The 15448-nt window shown below is 71.8% G+C and carries 17 protein-coding genes; all 17 read left to right on the top strand.

Going from position 1 to position 15448, the window contains the following annotated elements; translation table 11 throughout:
* Positions 1 to 314: 314 nt before the first annotated feature.
* The 17 genes from KBX43_RS01275 to KBX43_RS01195 all read left to right on the top strand — a co-directional run bounded on the left by KBX43_RS01275 (position 315) and on the right by KBX43_RS01195 (position 15418).
* On the top strand, positions 315 to 695 hold the full coding sequence (locus KBX43_RS01275; RefSeq protein ID WP_176722809.1) for a metalloregulator ArsR/SmtB family transcription factor: 381 nt from the start codon (positions 315 to 317) through the stop codon (positions 693 to 695).
* Entirely contained in the window at positions 649 to 1116 is a 468-nt protein-coding gene (locus tag KBX43_RS01270) for an SRPBCC domain-containing protein (RefSeq protein ID WP_069088410.1), read from the top strand. Before KBX43_RS01275 ends, KBX43_RS01270 begins: the two co-directional genes overlap by 47 nt.
* Positions 1117 to 1231: 115 nt before the next feature.
* Positions 1232 to 2362: an ABC transporter permease gene (locus KBX43_RS01265; protein WP_210869381.1), complete on the top strand. Its 1131-nt coding sequence runs from the start codon at positions 1232 to 1234 to the stop codon at positions 2360 to 2362.
* A complete protein-coding gene (locus tag KBX43_RS01260) occupies positions 2359 to 3084 on the top strand; it encodes an ABC transporter ATP-binding protein (RefSeq protein ID WP_069088408.1) in 726 nt (241 codons plus the stop codon). Before KBX43_RS01265 ends, KBX43_RS01260 begins: the two co-directional genes overlap by 4 nt.
* Positions 3085 to 3142: 58 nt before the next feature.
* Positions 3143 to 3727, top strand: a complete 585-nt coding sequence (locus tag KBX43_RS01255; RefSeq protein ID WP_043323222.1) for a TetR/AcrR family transcriptional regulator — start codon at positions 3143 to 3145, stop codon at positions 3725 to 3727.
* A 361-nt stretch (positions 3728 to 4088) separates the two neighbouring features.
* The gene (locus KBX43_RS01250; RefSeq protein ID WP_210882457.1) at positions 4089 to 6116 is read left to right on the top strand and encodes an FAD-dependent oxidoreductase; all 2028 of its coding nucleotides are present in this window, start codon (positions 4089 to 4091) and stop codon (positions 6114 to 6116) included.
* A 63-nt stretch (positions 6117 to 6179) separates the two neighbouring features.
* Positions 6180 to 7256, top strand: a complete 1077-nt coding sequence (locus KBX43_RS01245; protein WP_064445584.1) for a class I SAM-dependent methyltransferase — start codon at positions 6180 to 6182, stop codon at positions 7254 to 7256.
* Positions 7256 to 7567, top strand: coding sequence for a hypothetical protein (locus KBX43_RS01240; RefSeq protein ID WP_064445583.1), 312 nt, complete (start codon positions 7256 to 7258; stop codon positions 7565 to 7567). The genes KBX43_RS01245 and KBX43_RS01240 overlap by 1 nt, the downstream gene beginning before the upstream one ends.
* Entirely contained in the window at positions 7567 to 7953 is a 387-nt protein-coding gene (locus KBX43_RS01235) for a hypothetical protein (protein WP_043323211.1), read from the top strand. The genes KBX43_RS01240 and KBX43_RS01235 overlap by 1 nt, the downstream gene beginning before the upstream one ends.
* 128 nt (positions 7954 to 8081) lie before the next feature.
* Positions 8082 to 9191, top strand: coding sequence for an ABC transporter substrate-binding protein (locus KBX43_RS01230; RefSeq protein ID WP_043323209.1), 1110 nt, complete (start codon positions 8082 to 8084; stop codon positions 9189 to 9191).
* 24 nt (positions 9192 to 9215) lie between these two features.
* Positions 9216 to 10046 carry an ABC transporter ATP-binding protein gene (locus KBX43_RS01225; protein WP_083297008.1) on the top strand — a complete coding sequence of 277 codons (831 nt, stop codon included), beginning with the start codon at positions 9216 to 9218 and terminating at the stop codon, positions 10044 to 10046.
* Between the two features lie 12 nt (positions 10047 to 10058).
* Positions 10059 to 10910, top strand: coding sequence for an ABC transporter permease (locus KBX43_RS01220; protein ID WP_043323208.1), 852 nt, complete (start codon positions 10059 to 10061; stop codon positions 10908 to 10910).
* A 100-nt stretch (positions 10911 to 11010) separates the two neighbouring features.
* Positions 11011 to 11757: an SDR family NAD(P)-dependent oxidoreductase gene (locus KBX43_RS01215; RefSeq protein ID WP_043323206.1), complete on the top strand. Its 747-nt coding sequence runs from the start codon at positions 11011 to 11013 to the stop codon at positions 11755 to 11757.
* Between the two features lie 35 nt (positions 11758 to 11792).
* Positions 11793 to 13157, top strand: coding sequence for a M20/M25/M40 family metallo-hydrolase (locus KBX43_RS01210; RefSeq protein ID WP_166456224.1), 1365 nt, complete (start codon positions 11793 to 11795; stop codon positions 13155 to 13157).
* Positions 13154 to 13981 carry an alpha/beta fold hydrolase gene (locus KBX43_RS01205; protein WP_064445582.1) on the top strand — a complete coding sequence of 276 codons (828 nt, stop codon included), beginning with the start codon at positions 13154 to 13156 and terminating at the stop codon, positions 13979 to 13981. The genes KBX43_RS01210 and KBX43_RS01205 overlap by 4 nt, the downstream gene beginning before the upstream one ends.
* Positions 13978 to 14442, top strand: coding sequence for an Ohr family peroxiredoxin (locus KBX43_RS01200; protein WP_043323200.1), 465 nt, complete (start codon positions 13978 to 13980; stop codon positions 14440 to 14442). The genes KBX43_RS01205 and KBX43_RS01200 overlap by 4 nt, the downstream gene beginning before the upstream one ends.
* The gene (locus KBX43_RS01195) at positions 14429 to 15418 is read left to right on the top strand and encodes an EamA family transporter (RefSeq protein ID WP_210882455.1); all 990 of its coding nucleotides are present in this window, start codon (positions 14429 to 14431) and stop codon (positions 15416 to 15418) included. Before KBX43_RS01200 ends, KBX43_RS01195 begins: the two co-directional genes overlap by 14 nt.
* The last annotated feature ends 30 nt before the right edge of the window (positions 15419 to 15448 follow it).

Below are 15448 nucleotides of genomic sequence, written 5' to 3'. Positions count from 1 at the left end.
ACCTCGTCAGCTAGAGGCATGAGGAGTGAGGTCTGACCTCATGCCTCGTGGAACGTACCGAGCGCAAGCACGGCACAGGAATACCTCGTGACCTTTCCGTTACCGGAATCGGGGAACATTCCCGCAGGTCGGGACCGGGCTCCGGCAAGCAGGCCGAGCAACTGAGCCGGCCCCGGCCGAATGCACGAGGCGATCGGGCCGAACGGCGGACCGCGCCTCGATCACCCCAAGTGGTCAGACCACTCGACGGCGAAATGCACGCCGACTGCGCGGCAATGGTGAACCAAGGGGTTCAGTGTTGTACGGTGAACCATGTGGTTCAGCAAGAGACGCTCGACCGGGTCTTCGCCAGCCTGGCCGACCCCACCCGACGCGACATCCTGATCCGGCTCGGCACGGGTCCGGCCACCATCAGCGAGCTCACCGGGCCCACCGGGATGAGCCTCACCGGCATGCGCAAGCACGTCCGCGCGCTGGAGGACGCCGGTCTCGTGGTGACGCAGAAGGTCGGCCGGTCCCGGCAGTGCCGGCTCAGCGAGGCCCCGCTGGACACGGCGATGGCCTGGATCAGCTTCTACCGGCGCCTCTGGGCACGCCGCCTGGACGGCCTCGACGCCTATCTCACTCTCACCACGGAGGACCGTGACCATGACGCTCCAGATCCACCTGACCCGACAGCTTCCGGGCACGCCTGAGGAGGCGTTCGACGCCTACACCGACGCCGGCAAACAGAAGATCTGGTTCGGCATCCTGGACGAGGAGCCGGGCATCGTGGAGATCGACGTCGACCTGCGGGTCGGCGGGAAACAGACAGCCGTCTGGGGGCCCTCCCCCGACATGCTGTTCCGCGAGACCCAGACGTTCCTGGAGATCGACCGCCCGCACCGCCTGGTCACCGAGTCCTCCGGCAGCAGCCCGGACGGCGAGACGATGACCACCCGCGTCGAGGTCACCTTCGAGGAGAAGGACGGCGGCACGCTGATGACCGTGACGCAGAGCGGCTTCCCGGCCCCGGAGCTGCGCGACTTCTTCGCCACCGAGGTGTGGACCGGGGCGTTCGCCCGCATCGAGGCGTACCTGACGCGGGAGCGCGGGACGCTGCCCTCGCCCGGCTGACCGGCCGCGCCGTCACGGATTGTGGTCGGGTAGACAGCGCCGGATCCCGCTTTTTGCCGACATCGCGTTGATAAGATCGCGACATGGTGTCGACAAATGTGAGAGGTGGCGGCTGATGTTCCTGGCCATTCGCGAGCTGGGGTTCGCGCGGCTGCGATTCGCCCTGATGGGAGCCGTGATCGTGCTGATCTCGGTGCTGATGGTGATGCTGTCCGGCCTGTCCGTCGGACTGGTCCGCGACGGCGTCTCCGGGCTGCAGAACCTTCCGGTCACCTCGTTCGCGTTCGCCCACGGCGTGCAGCACGACTCGGCGTTCTCGCGCAGCGTGGTGGACGCCTCGACGGTGGACACCTGGCGCGAGCAGCCCGGGGTGGCGGAGGCGACCCCGTTCGGCAACACGCTCATCAACGGGCGTACCGACCGGGGCACCGAGGTCGACCTGGCGCTGTTCGGCGTCGAGACCGACTCGTTCCTGTCGCCCGCGGTCAGCGAGGGCGACCGGCTCGGCCCGGCGGACGGGATCGTGGTGAGCCCCACCGCGATCGACGCGGGCCTGCGCGTCGGCGACACCGTGACGGTGGACCGGCTCGGCACGAAGCTGCGGGTCGTCGGCGTCACCGAGCAGCAGGACACCTTCGGCCACGTCGACGTGGCGTACGTGCCGCTGGCCACCTGGCAGGCGGTCAAGTCCGGCACGCCGGCCGGCACGCAGGTGTCGGCGCAGGCCGCCCAGGAGATCACCGCCGTCGCGGTCCGCGCGGCCGACGGCGACTCGGTGGACCTGGCCGCGGGCGACAAGGCCGCCGGCACGGAGAGCCTGACGCTGGAGGAGTCCTACGGCGCCTCGCCGGGCTACACCGCCGAGACGACGACGCTCCAGCTGATCCAGGGCTTCCTCTACGCGATCTCGGCGCTCGTGGCCGGCGCGTTCTTCGCGGTCTGGGCGATCCAGCGCAAGCAGGAGGTCGCCGTGCTGCGGGCGCTGGGCGCCTCGACCGGCTGGGTGCTGCGCGACGCCCTCACCCAGGCGCTGATCCTGCTGGCCCTCGCCATCGCCGTCGGCATGGGGATCGGACTCGGCCTCGGCGCGCTGATCTCCGGCGGCAACGTGCCGTTCGCGCTGCACCCGCAGAGCATCGCCGCCGCCGCGGCCGGACTGCTCGTGCTCGGCCTGGTCGGCGCGGCAGCCGCCGTCGTCCGCCTCACCTCCATCGACCCGGCGACCGCCCTGGGAGGCAACCGATGAGCAGCCGGACCACAGCATCCCCCTCGACGACGGGCACCGCGCCGGCCGACCTCGGCCTGGTCATGCGCGGCGTCCACCTGCGGCACGGCGACGGCGCGGAGACCGTGCACGCGCTCGACAACGTGGACCTGACCGTCGCGCCGGGCGAGCTGGCCGCGATCGTCGGGCCGTCCGGCGCGGGCAAGTCCAGCCTGCTCGCCGTCGCCGGCGGGCTGGCCCGCCCCGATCAGGGCGCCGTCACAGTGGCCGGCCACGACATGACCGTGTCCAGCCGCCGGGCGCGCACCGAGCTTCGCCGCCGGCACGTCGGGTTCGTGTTCCAGTCGGGCAACCTGCTGCCCGCGCTGACCGCTGCCGACCAGCTGCGCCTGCCGCTGCGACTGGGCGGGCGGCGGGACCGCGCCGGACGCGACCCGCTGGAGATGCTCGCGCACGTCGGCCTGGCCGGTAAGGCCGACCGCCGGCCGCACCAGCTCTCCGGCGGCGAGCGCCAGCGCGTCGGCATCGCCCGGGCGCTGATGACACAGCCGTCCGTGCTGCTGGTGGACGAACCGACAGCGGCGCTGGACCGGGCCCGCAGCCACGACATCGTCCAGCTGCTCGCCCAGGAGGCACGAGAGCGGTCGGTGGCGGTGGTCATGGTCACTCACGATCACGACGTGCTGCAGTACTGTGACACCGTCTACGAGATGATCGACGGCAAGCTCGCCACGAGCAGCTGACCGCGACGGCAGGGCGCGACGCGGACCCGGTGCGCGCACCGGAGACTTGGAGGTTGGCGTGCCGAAGATCCAGGCCTCAACCGTCGCCGAGCACCGGGCCGCCCAGCGGGCGGCGCTGCTCGACGCCGCCCGCGCCCTGCTCTCGCAACACCCGGACCAGATCCCCAGCCTCGCCGACGTGGCGCGGCACGCCGGCCTGGCCCGGTCCAGCGCGTACTCCTACTTCAAGTCACGCACCGACATGTTCGACGTGCTCGTCGCCGACACCTTTCCGCGGTGGTCGGCCTTCGTCGAGAACCGGATGGCCGAGGCCCGCACGCCCGGGTCGCGGATCCTGGCGTACGTCGAGGCCAACCTGCAACTGGTTGCCCGGGGCGACCACGCGCTGGCCCGGGCGATGGCGACAGTCGGCAACAGCGAGGTGCTCGCGACCTCCAGCCGCCTCCTGCACGACAGCCTCGAGGCGCCGCTGCGCGCCGCTCTCGCCGACCACGGGGCGAGCGACCCGAACCGGATGGCCGAGGTCATCCAGTCGATCGTCTACGCCCTCAGCCGCATGATCGAGAACGGCCTCGACCTTCCCTCGGCCACCGGCCTCGCCCGCGAGCTGCTCACGCCGTACGTGCGCCCCGCCGCTGCCTGACCCCCGCCACCGCCGGCACGTCCCACCCGGCCGCCTCGCGGCGAGCGTACCTCCGAACCGGACAGTGCCGACCCGGCCGACCGAACGATCGAAACGGACCGCCGGCCGGTCGCCGGGCGGCGGCACTGTCATCTCCCGTGGCCGCCCGAACGATCGAGCCACGAATCGACGAACCTTGCCCGCTTGCGTTCCGCCTAGTGGAACAGCAGGTCAGAGGCAGTACGGTTCGGTAAGTTACCGATCAGTAGCCTGTTGACGGAGACCGGCGTCACCCCTACCGTTCCACTCAATCGAACGGCGTACGGTTCAACCGAACGCTCTCGGCCATGCCGAGTGCGGCCCGAAACAGGAAGTCCGAGGCATGCCTGACGACAAGCTTCTCGCTCTTCTCTCCCCCACCCGGCTCGGTCGTCTCACACTGCGGAACCGGGTCTTCGTCCCCGGTCACACCACCAACTTCGGACTGAACAACGTGCCCACCGGGCGCCACGTGGCCTACCACGCGGAGCGCGCCCGGGGCGGCGTCGGCCTGATCATCACCGAGGCGATCCGCGTGCACCCCACGAGCGCGGGCCGCAGCATCAGCCTCGGCAGCTTCGACGACTCGTCGATCCCGGCGTACGCGGCGGTGACCGAGGCCGTGCACGAGCACGGCACGCGCATCTTCGCCCAGATCATGCACGCCGGCCGGCAGGCGAACGGGGACGCGACCCGCACCGCCGCCTGGTCCTCGTCACCGGTACCGTGGGCGGCCGGCTCACACGTGCCGCACGCGATGGGACGCCGGGACATCGCCGTCGTCGTCGAGGCGTTCGCCGCCGCCGCCCGGCGGATGCGTGATGCCGGCTTCGACGGCCTGGAGGTGCACGCCGGCCACGGCCACCTGCTGCAGCAGTTCCTCTCGCCGCACACCAACACCCGCGCCGACTCCTACGGCGGCAGCCTCGACAACCGGATGCGGCTGACCCGTGAGGTGCTCACCGCGGTGCTGGCCGCCGCGCCGGACCTGCCCGTCGGACTGCGGGTCAGCGCCGACGAGTTCCTGCCCGGCGGTCTCGACCCGGCCGCGGTGCTGGAGATCGTCGGCAAGCTGCGCGCCGACTTCCCGCTCGCCTACGTGCACGTCAGCCACTCCGCCTACCACGGCAGCTGGTCGCTCGCGACGCAGATGGCGGACATGAGCTTCGGCCACGCCCCGTTCCGGCACCACGCGGCGCTGTTCAAGCAGGAGTTCCCGGACCTGCCGGTGCTCGCGGTGTGCCGGCTGGACAGCCTGCCGGAGGCCGCCGAGCTCGTCGCCGCCGGCGAGGCCGACCTGGTCGGCCTGGCCCGCCCGCACATCGCCGACCCGCACCTGGTCCGCAAGGCCGAGCAGGGCCGCCAGCACGAGGTACGCGCCTGCCTCGCCTGCAACCAGGGCTGCATCGGCCGGCTGGAGACCAGCCTGCCGATCTCCTGCGTGGTCAACCCGGAGGTCGGCGCCGAGCGGGAATGGGCGCAGGCCTGGCCGGAGCTGCCCGGACCGTCCGGCGCGCGGAAGGTCCTCGTCGTCGGTGGCGGCCCGGCCGGCCTGGAGGCCGCCCTCTCCGCCCACCGGGCCGGGCACCAGGTGTCGGTGGTCGAGGCGCGCGGGCACCTCGGCGGGCAGGTGGAACTGGCCGCGCGCGTACCCGGACGGGAGCGGCTCGGCCTGCTCACCCGCGACCTGGCCCGCGACGTCGAGGCCGCCGGCATCCCGGTACGCCTCGACCACCGCATCGGCGTCGAGGACGTGCTGGCCGGCGGCTACCAGGACGTCGTCCTGGCCACCGGCTCCCGGCCCACCCGGCGGGAGCTGCCCGGCGGCCCGCCGGTGATCGACATCTGGCAGGCCGTCGACGCGCTGACCGACCCCGACTTCCGGCCGACCGGCGCCGTCGTCGTGCTCGACGACGAGGGCACCTGGGCTGCCGCCTCGGTGGCCGAAGGGCTGGCCCGGCGCGGCGCCCGCGTCCACCTGGTCTCCCCCACCGCCTCGGTGAGCGCCAAGATCACCACGTACTCGCGGCTGGCGCTGCTCAAGCGCTTCGCGGACCTGGGGATCGCGGTGCACCCGATGCGCACGGCGCGCCCGGCGGGCGCCGACGCGGTCGCCCTGGGCGGTCCGCTCGCCGGCGCCGACACCCTCGTCGAGGGCGTCACCACAGTCGTCGACGCCGGCTCGCCGCAGGCCGCCGACGAGTTGTACCGGCAGCTCGACGCGCTGCCCGACGGTCCCCGGATCCACGTCGTCGGCGACGCGAACGCCCCCCGCACGGCCTTCGAGGCCGTCTACGAGGGACGCATGGCGGGTGCGTTCCTCGGCCGCTACGACACCGCGTCCGCAGATCGCGTGCGGTACGCCCACTGACCCGTCCATCCCGGTCGCGGCCCGCCGCGGACCGGTCCTCCCCCACCTGAAGAGGAGACACGCATGCTGGACATCGAGGAGCGCCTCACCCTGGATGAGCGTTCCGCCGTGGACTTCGTCCTCGGCCTGCGCAAGCGCTGGGCGGACACCGTCTACCCGGCGCTGCGCGAGGAGTACGGCGCCACCGGCGCGGCGGCCACCACGGTCGGCGACGCGAGCCAGGTGCTGCGCGGCCTTCCGCTCTACCCGTGGTTCAGCCACCTGGAGCGGGTGCAGCAGAAGATGCTGTGGAAGGTCGCCGGCGACGCGGTGCTCAGCCGCCGCGAGGAGCTGACCGACCAGCTGACGTCGGTGCCCGAGCAGCCGAAGGGCTCGCTGGAGCTGAACCCAGACCTGGAACTGCCCGACTGGTACACCGACTACGACATCCACATCCAGCCCGGCAGCTTCTTCTCCGACGACATGTCGGCCTACGTGTACGAGTTCGGGGCGCGCATCGTCATGCTGCGCGACAACGACGGCTACAAGTTCCACACGCTGTTCGCCAAGACCGCCCTGCCCGAGCTGCCCGCGGCGACCCGGATCGTGGACATCGGATGCGGCTTCGGCAAGAGCACCCGGCCGCTGCCCGCCAAGTACCCGACCGCGCAGGTGATCGGCGTGGACCTGGCCGCGCCGGGTCTGCGGCTGGCCCACGCCGAGGCCGAGGCGACCGGGCTGGCGATCGACTACCGGCAGGCCGACGGCCGGGCCACCGGCATCGAGTCGGGCAGCTGCGACGTGGTCACCGGCACGATGGTGCTGCACGAGATGCCGGCCACCGCGATCCGGGAAACGATCGTGGAGGCGGCGCGCCTGCTCAAGCCGGGCGGCTCGCTGCGCTTCCTGGAGTTCATGCTCACCGGCGACCCGCTGCGCGACGCCACCGTCTACGAGCACGCCGAGCGCAACAACGAGCCGTTCTTCCACGACCTGTTCGGCTCGGACCTGATCGAGGTCTGCGCCGAGGCGGGCCTGACCGACGTGTCGTGGACCCCGTTCGACGAGCGCCGCAACGGCGTCCAGCCGCAGGGCTGGGGCGACCGTCCCGAGTGGCACTTCCCCTGGGCCGTACTGGCCGCGACCAAGCCGGAGGCGTGATGAGCACCGAGTTCGACTACTTCGGAGACCCCAAGGTCGGCAAGCTGCTCGACCTGGTGCTGCAGCTCTCCACCGAGCTGCACGTGACCCGGCAGCGGGTACGTGTGGTCGAGGCGCTGCTGACCCGTTCCGGCGTGCTGACCGAGGGCGCCGTCGACGGGTTCGCCTCCACCGAGGAGGAGCAGCAGGTCCTCGACCGCGAGCGGGACGCGCTGCTGGCCCGCCTGATGCGCATCCTCACCGAGCACGGCCCCGCGGAGCACCCGCTGCGGGACCAGTGGGAGGCGGCGCTGAGCGAGAAGACCGGCTGATGAGCGCACCGGACGCGCCCGGGCTGATCGACAGCTACCTGCAGCTGTGTGAGGACCGCCGGCTCGACGAGGCCGGCGCGTTCCTCGCGCCGCAGGCCCGGCTGGTCTTCCCGGGCGGCCGGGAGTACTCCTCGCTGCGGGAGATGGCGGCCGCCTCGACCGGGACCTACCGGTGGGTGCGCAAGCACCGGGACCGCTACCTGGTGGGTGACGACAACGGGCGGGTCACCGTGACCTCGCTCGGGCGGCTGTACGGGGAGTGGCTCGACGGCACGCCGTTCGAGGACATCCGCTACGCGGACGTGTTCGTGCTCGACGGCGCGCTGATCGTCGAGCAGCACGTCTACAACGACCTGGCACTGGTCGCGTCGCTGCGCGACGCCTGAGGGCACTGGGGCGTCGCCGCGCGACGCCTGACGGCAACTGTCGCGTCGCGCCGCGACGCCTGATACCCCGCCTCCGCCGCCACGGCGGCGGAGGCGGTCTCCCCCGACTCACGACGAGGTGTGTGCATATGAAACGGAAGTGGGCACTGCTCCCGGCGGCGCTGGCCGCCACGCTGGTTCTCTCCGCCTGCGGCGGCGGCTCCGACGACGAGGCCGGCGGCGAGGGCAAGGAGGCGAAGCTGACCATGGCCATCGCCTCGGCCGTGATCGGCCCGAAGGAGGAGGTGGCCGTCTACGCGGTCGCCAAGGAACTCGGCTACTTCGCCGAGGAGAAGTTGACCGTCGAGACGATCAACGCCGACGGCTCGGTCGCGGCCCTCCAGGCGGTCGCCTCCGGCAGCGGCGACATCACCCCCGCCGACGCCGGCTCGGCGCTCGGCGCGGTGGAGAAGAACGTGCCGATCAAGGCCATCGGCGGCCTGGTGCAGAACTGGCCGTGGGTGATGGCGGTGAAGCCGGACTCCCCGATCACCGGCGGCGCGGACCTGCGCGGCAAGAAGATCGGCGTGATCAGCCTTGCCTCCGGCTCGGCCCCGTACGCCCGCGCCTACGTCAAGGCCGCCGGGCTGGACCCGGCCAAGGACGTCGAGCTGCTGCCGGTGGGCGTCGGCGCGCAGGCCGCCGCCGCGCTCAACGACGGCAAGGTCGACATGCTGGCGCTCTACACCCAGGCGTACGCGGTCATCGAGAACGCCGGCACCCAGCTGAAGTACCTGACCAACCCGGACGTGTTCACCGGCATCCGGTCGCTCACCTTCAGCGTCGGCGCCCGTGACTTCGACGCCAAGAAGGACTCGTACGAGCGGTTCCTGCGCGCGGCGTACAAGGCGATGCTCTTCTCGGCCAAGAACCCCGAGGCCGCCATGAAGATCGGCTACAAGGTCTTCCCGCAGATCCTCGCCGGCAAGTCCGCCGACGAGCGGCTCAAGGCGGACACCGAGAGCCTCGCCGCGTGGCTGAAGACGGCCACGCCGGCCAGCGGCGAGCCGGAGCAGTTCGGTGACTGGGGCGCGATCAGCGACGACGAGTGGGCGAAGACCCAGGCGTACACCAAGGAGGCCGGCCAGATCTCCGGTGACGTCGACCTGAAGAAGCTCTGGGACCCGAGCCTGCTCTCCGGCGCGAACAACTTCGACAAGGCCGCGGTGCTCAGCAAGGCCGCGAACTACACCGCCTAGCAGCGGACAGCGGAAGGGATTTCGATGGCCATCAAGGCGACGGCCCGCCGGGCGCAGACGCAGGCTCCGGCATCGGTGTCGGAAGACTCCTGGATCGAGATCGACGGGCTGGACAAGGAGTACCGGCCCCGGAAGTCGGCACCGACCCTGGCGTTGAGCGACATCAACCTGACGGTACGTCGCGGCGAGTTCATCTCGGTCGTGGGACCGTCCGGGTGCGGCAAGACCACTTTGCTGAAGATCCTCGCCGGGCTCAGCCCGAAGACCGGCGGCGCGGTACGGATCGCCGGGCGGGACGTGACGAAGCCCCTTCCCGAGGTCGGGATGGTGTTCCAGGCACCGACGCTGCTGCCCTGGCGCACCATCTTCGACAACGTGATGGTGCCGGCGGAGATCCAGCGACTGGATCCCCGCCGGCACCGGGAACGCGCGCAGCAACTGCTCGAGATGGTCGGTCTCAACGGCTTCGAGCAGAAGTACCCGCACGAGCTCAGCGGCGGTATGCAGCAGCGGGCCGGCATCTGCCGGGCGCTCGTGCACGACCCGGCGGTGCTGCTGATGGACGAGCCGTTCGGCGCGCTCGACGCGATGACCCGCGAGTACATGAACGTGGAGCTGCTGCGGATCTGGCAGGAGAGCAACCAGACGATCGTGCTGGTCACGCACTCCATCCCGGAGGCGGTCTTCCTCTCCGACCGGGTGGTGGTGCTCAGCCCGCGGCCGGGCCGCATCGCCGAGGTCATGGACATCGACCTGGAACGGCCGCGTGAGCTCGGCATCATGTCGTCCGACCGGGCCGGGGTCTATGTGGAACGGATCCGCCGACACTTCAACGCCGCCGGCGTAATCGACTGACGAGGGACAGCCATGGCAACAAGCAACCTGGTCCGCAAGCCGGCCCAGCCACCGGCGCCGTCCGCCCGGCCCGCCCGGCGCAAGTTCGACCTGCGGGAGAAGCCCCAGCTCTGGCTGGTCCCGACGGTCTTCGTCGTGGTCGTGCTGGCCTGGGAGTACGGCGTCCAGCTCCTCGGCGTGGACGAGTACGTCCTGCCGCTGCCGTCGAGCGTGGTCGAGTCGCTGTGGCAGCAGCTCGGCGACGACCAGTTCTGGGGTCACTTCTGGGTGACCACGCAGGAGGCGCTGCTCGGGTTCGTGATCGGCGTCGGCGCCGCCCTGGTGCTCGGCACGTTCATCTCCCAGATCAAGATCGTCGAAGCCACGCTGATGCCGTACATCGTGGCCTTCCAGACCGTGCCCAAGGTCGCCCTGGCCCCGCTGTTCGTGGTCTGGTTCGGTTTCGGCCTGACCAGCAAGGTGGTCATGGCCGCGGTGATCTCGTTCTTCCCGATGCTGGTGAACGTCATCGAGGGTCTGCGCGCGGCCGACGCCGACAAGATCCAGATGCTGACGGTGTTCGGCGCGAGCAAGGCGCAGATCTTCCGGATGGTGCGGCTGCCCAGCGCGCTGCCGTTCATCTTCGCCGGCCTGGACATCGGCATCGTCTTCGCCATCCTCGGCGCGGTCGTCGGCGAGTTCATCGGCGCCAAGGAGGGCCTGGGCTACCTGCTGCTGCAGACCAACTACAACTTCGACATCGCCGGCATGTTCGCCGTGCTGGTGGTGCTGTCGCTGATGGGTCTGGTGGCGCACTTCGTGATCCGGCTGCTGCAGAAGCGGCTGGCCTTCTGGGCCGAGGACACGAAGGTGATCGGCGCGTGACGGCAGTGGACGGGACCGCCGTCACGTGTTGGGGGCACCGGTCGGGCGTGCGCAACGCCCGCCCGGCCGGTGGCCGGACCGGAAAGGCAGGACACGCGACATGAACACCGACCCGAACCGGTTCGACGGCCGGGTGGCAGTGGTGACCGGGGCGGCCCGCGGCATCGGGGCCCGCATCGCGGCGACGCTCGCGCAGCGCGGGGCCACCGTGGCCCAGGCCGACCTGCTCGACGACTGGAGCGAGGCCGAGCTGTCCGGCGGCGCGCACACCCGGCACCGGGTCGACGTCCGGTCGGCCGGCTCCTGCGCCGCGCTGGTGGACGAGGTCCTGGACTCCCACGGCCGCCTGGACCTGCTGGTGAACAACGCCGGGATCGTCCGGCGCGGGCCGGCGGCCACGATGTCCGAACAGGACTTCACCGACGTCCTGGACGTCAACCTCACCGGCACGTTCCGGATGTGCCAGGCCGCGTACCCGGCGCTGCGGCAGACGAGCGGCGCGGTGGTGAACATCGGCTCCACGAACGGGCACATCGCGGTGCTGAACACGCTCGGCTACTGCGTGAGCAAGGCCGGCGTGATGCACATGGCGCGCGTGCTGGCCCTGGAGTGGGCGCCCGACCGGATCCGGGTCAACGCCGTCGGACCGACCATCGTGCCCACCGACATGACCTCCGACGTACGTGGCGACGAGGCGTACCTCGCGGACAAGATGGCGAGCATCCCGCTGGGCCGGATGGCGCAGCCGCAGGACGTCGCCAACGCGGTCGCCTATCTGCTGAGCGACGCCGCCGCCATGACCACCGGCCAGACGATCTTCGTCGACGGCGGCGTCACCATCCACTGACTTCCCCCTCTCCGACCCCTTCTGTGAGGACCACCATGCCCAAACCGGATACCGCGGCCGCGCTGGCGGCCGTCGACGCCCACTTCGACGAGTTCGTCGAGGAGCTCCAGCAGCTGTGCCGCATCCGCAGCCGCCGCCAGGAGCCGGAGCAGATGGAGGCCACCGCCGAGTTCATCGCCGGATCGGTCCGCCGCTGGGGTGGCGAGGCCGAGATCATCCCGTGGGAGCAGTCGTACCCGTACGTGCTGGCCGAGGTGGCCGGCGAGGGCGACAAGGCGCTGCTGCACTTCACGCACTACGACGTGGAGGTCGAGCCGGCCGGTGACGACGCCGACTGGATCAGCCCGCCCTACGCGGCGGAGATCCACGACGGCCGGCTCTACGCCCGGGGCGTGGCCGACGACAAGGGCGTCATCATGTCCCGCATCCACGCGGCGGCGGCCTGGAAGCTCGCCGGGCTCACCCCGCCGGTGACCAACCGGATCATCTTCGAGGGCAAGAAGTGGCTGCACAGCCCGGGTCTGGGCTCGTTCGTGCAGGCGCACGCCGACCGGCTCGCCAGCGACGCGGCGCTGTGGGAGAACTCCTGGCTCGACGGCGAGGACCGGCTGCTGCTCAAGCTCGCCGAGAAGGGCGTGCTCTACCTGCGCCTCACCGCGCAGACCCTGCCGCGCGACCTGACCAGCCAGAACACCGCGCTGCTGCCGGCCGCCACGGCCCGGCTGGCCGCCGCCCTGGCGCAGCTGCAGCGGCCCGACGGCACCGTGACGATCCCCGGCTTCGCCGACGACGCACGGCCGCCGACCGACGAGGAGCGGGCGCTGCTGGAGAAGGTGGCGTTCGACGGGGACTTCCTGCGCAAGCGGGCCCAGGTCGACCGGTTCACCGGCGACCTGGACGACCAGGCCGCGGCGGTGGCCATCCGGACCGTGCCGACGCTCACGGTGGCCGGCATCGCCGGTGGCGACATGCGTGACGACGTGACGCTGGGCATCCCGTCGACCGCGTCGGCGAAGCTGGAGATCCGGCTGGTGCCGGGCCAGGACCCGGAGCGCGTCCTCGGCTGCGTGCGCGACCACCTGGCCGCGACCGGCTTCGGTGACCTGCGCATCGAGGTGATGGCGACCAGCCGGCCCAACCTCACCGACCACCGGGACCCGTTCGTCGCGCTCGTCGCGGACGCGGCCCGCCGGGTGTACGGCACCGAGCCGGTGATCGAGCCGTACACGCAGTGGATCGGCAACCAGGGCGTGATCGCCGACCGGCCCATCGTCGGCGTCGGCGTCTCCCGCGCGGACTCCGGTGTGGACGGCCCGAACGAGAACATCCGGCTGGACGACTACAAGGCCGGCATCAAGCACGTCATCGAGGTCATGGCGGCGCTGGCGGTGGCCGAGTGACCCGGGCCCGCGGCGTGGCCCGCCGCGCCTACGTCGACGTGCCGTGGGGTCAGGTGCACTACCGGCACGGCGGCGACGCCGACGCACCGGTGCTGCTGATCCTGCACCAGTCCCCGCTCTCCTCGGCCACCTACGACGCGGTCATCGAGCCGCTGGCCCGCCGCGGCCTGCGGGTGATCGCCCCGGACACGCCGGGCTTCGGGATGTCCGACGCCCCGCCGCGCCCGTGGTCCATCCCCGAGTACGCGGCCGGCGTGTGGCAGTTCGCCGACGCCCTCGGGCTGTCCAAGGTGCACCTGCTCGGGCAGCACACCGGCGCGATCGTCGGCGCGCAGGCGATGATGTCGGCGCCGGAGCGGGTGCACCGGCTGATCCTGCAGGGCATCCCGCTCTACGACGAGCAGGAGCGGGCGGAGAAGAAGCGGTCGTACGCGCCCGGCTACTCCCCGGACCGCGACGGCGGGCACCTGAAGGTGATCTGGGACCGGGTGTACGGCCTGTACCCGGCGCTGACCCCGGAGGAGGCGAACCGCCAGGTCACCGAGTACCTGCTGACCGGTCCGGACTACGCCACCGCGTACCGGGCGGTGTTCGACCACCACGTCGACACGGCCGCCCTGGACGCGCTGCCCATCGTGCTGCTGCACGGCGCCGACGACCTGCTGGACCGGATGACGCCGCAGGTGCGGGCCGCGCTGCCCAGCGCCGAGCTGGTCACCATCCCCGGCGGCACCGACTTCGTGGCCGACGAGCAGCCGGAGGCGTTCGCCGACGCGGTCGCCGCGCAGGTGCACGCGGACCTGGGAACGGAGGTGCCGGCATGAACGTCGGCACCCCGGCGTCCGAGGCGAAGGTCGTACCGGCGAACACCGTCTACACCGCGAAGGTGGAGGTGTCCGGCGGCCGGGGCGGAAGCGCCCGGTCGCTGACCGGGTCGCTGCGGGTCGACCTGACCCGTCCCGCCCAGCGGGGCCCGGACGCGCCCGGCACCGACCCGGAGGAGCTGTTCGCCGCCGGCTACGCCGCGTGCTTCGACAGCGCGCTCGCCGTCGCCGCCCGCCAGGCCGGCGTCAAGCCCGGCCCGACGACTGTCACCGCGTCGGTCTCCCTCGGGCAGACCGACGACGGCCGGTACGCGATCGCCGTGGTGCTGGACGTGTCCGCGCCGCAGTGCCCGCAGGCCGACCTGGAGCGCGCGGTGGAGCTGGCCGACCGGATGTGTCCGTACTCGAACGCCCTCCGGGGCAACACCGCGGTGGCGATCCGGGTAAATGGACACCGCTGACGTGACCCGGCCCGCGGCGGCCCGCCACCCGGCGGATCCGCCGCGGCCCGCCGGCCCGATGGCCCTGGCCGTCGGGCTCGGCGCGGTCTACCTGATCTGGGGCTCGACCTACCTGGGCAACCGGGTGGCCCTGGACAGCATTCCGCCGCTGGTGGCCACCTCGGCCCGGTTCCTGGCCGCGGCGCTGCTGCTGTTCGCGGTGGCGGCGCTGTGGCGGGGACCGGCGGGGCTGCTGCTGCCCCGGCGGCAGTGGACCGGGGTGGGTGCCAGCGGGCTGCTGATGGTCGGCGCCGGCAGCGCGCTGCTGGCGCTGGGCCAGCTGTACGTGCCGACGGGTCTGACCTCGCTGCTGGTGGCCGGGATGCCGCTGTGGGTGCTGGTGCTGCGGCTGGTGGTCGGTCCGCGGCCGTCCCCGCTGGCGGCCGTGGGCGTCCTCGGCGGTGTGGTCGGGCTGGCGCTGCTGTTCGCGGTGCCGACGCAGGGGTGGCACCTCGGCGGGATGCTGCTGGTGGTGCTCTCCACGATGGTGTGGGCGCTGGGCTCGACGCTGTCGCAGCGGCTGCGCATGCCGGCCGACCACCTGGTCGGCACCGGCTGGCAGATGCTCGTGGGCGGTCTCGCGGTGGCGGTGGCCAGCGTGGTCAGCGGTGAGCTGAGCGGGTTCCGCCTGGCCGACGTGACGGGGCGGTCCTGGCTGGCGTGGACCTACCTGATGCTCGTGTCCACGGTGGTCGGCTTCAGCGTCTACACGTGGCTGCTGCGCAACGCGCCGATCCAGCTCGCGTCCACCTACGCGTACGTCAACCCGGTGGTGGCGGTCCTGCTCGGCATGATGGTGCTGGATGAGTCGTTGTCCGGACGTCAGGTGCTCGCCGGCGCCGTGGTGCTCGCCTCGGTGGCACTGGTGATCGCGCGGGAGCGACCCCGGCAGCCGGACGGCCTGCCGCCCGGGAAGACTCCGGTCGCGCCCGCCTGAGGCCCGGCGATCCCGCCCTACGTCGACAGT

The organism is Micromonospora sp. C41 (genome assembly GCF_018070485.1).
Lineage (GTDB): Bacteria > Actinomycetota > Actinomycetes > Mycobacteriales > Micromonosporaceae > Micromonospora > Micromonospora chalcea.
The sequence above is the reverse complement of the archived record's forward strand: the minus strand, read 5'-3'. Positions and strand labels throughout refer to the sequence as shown.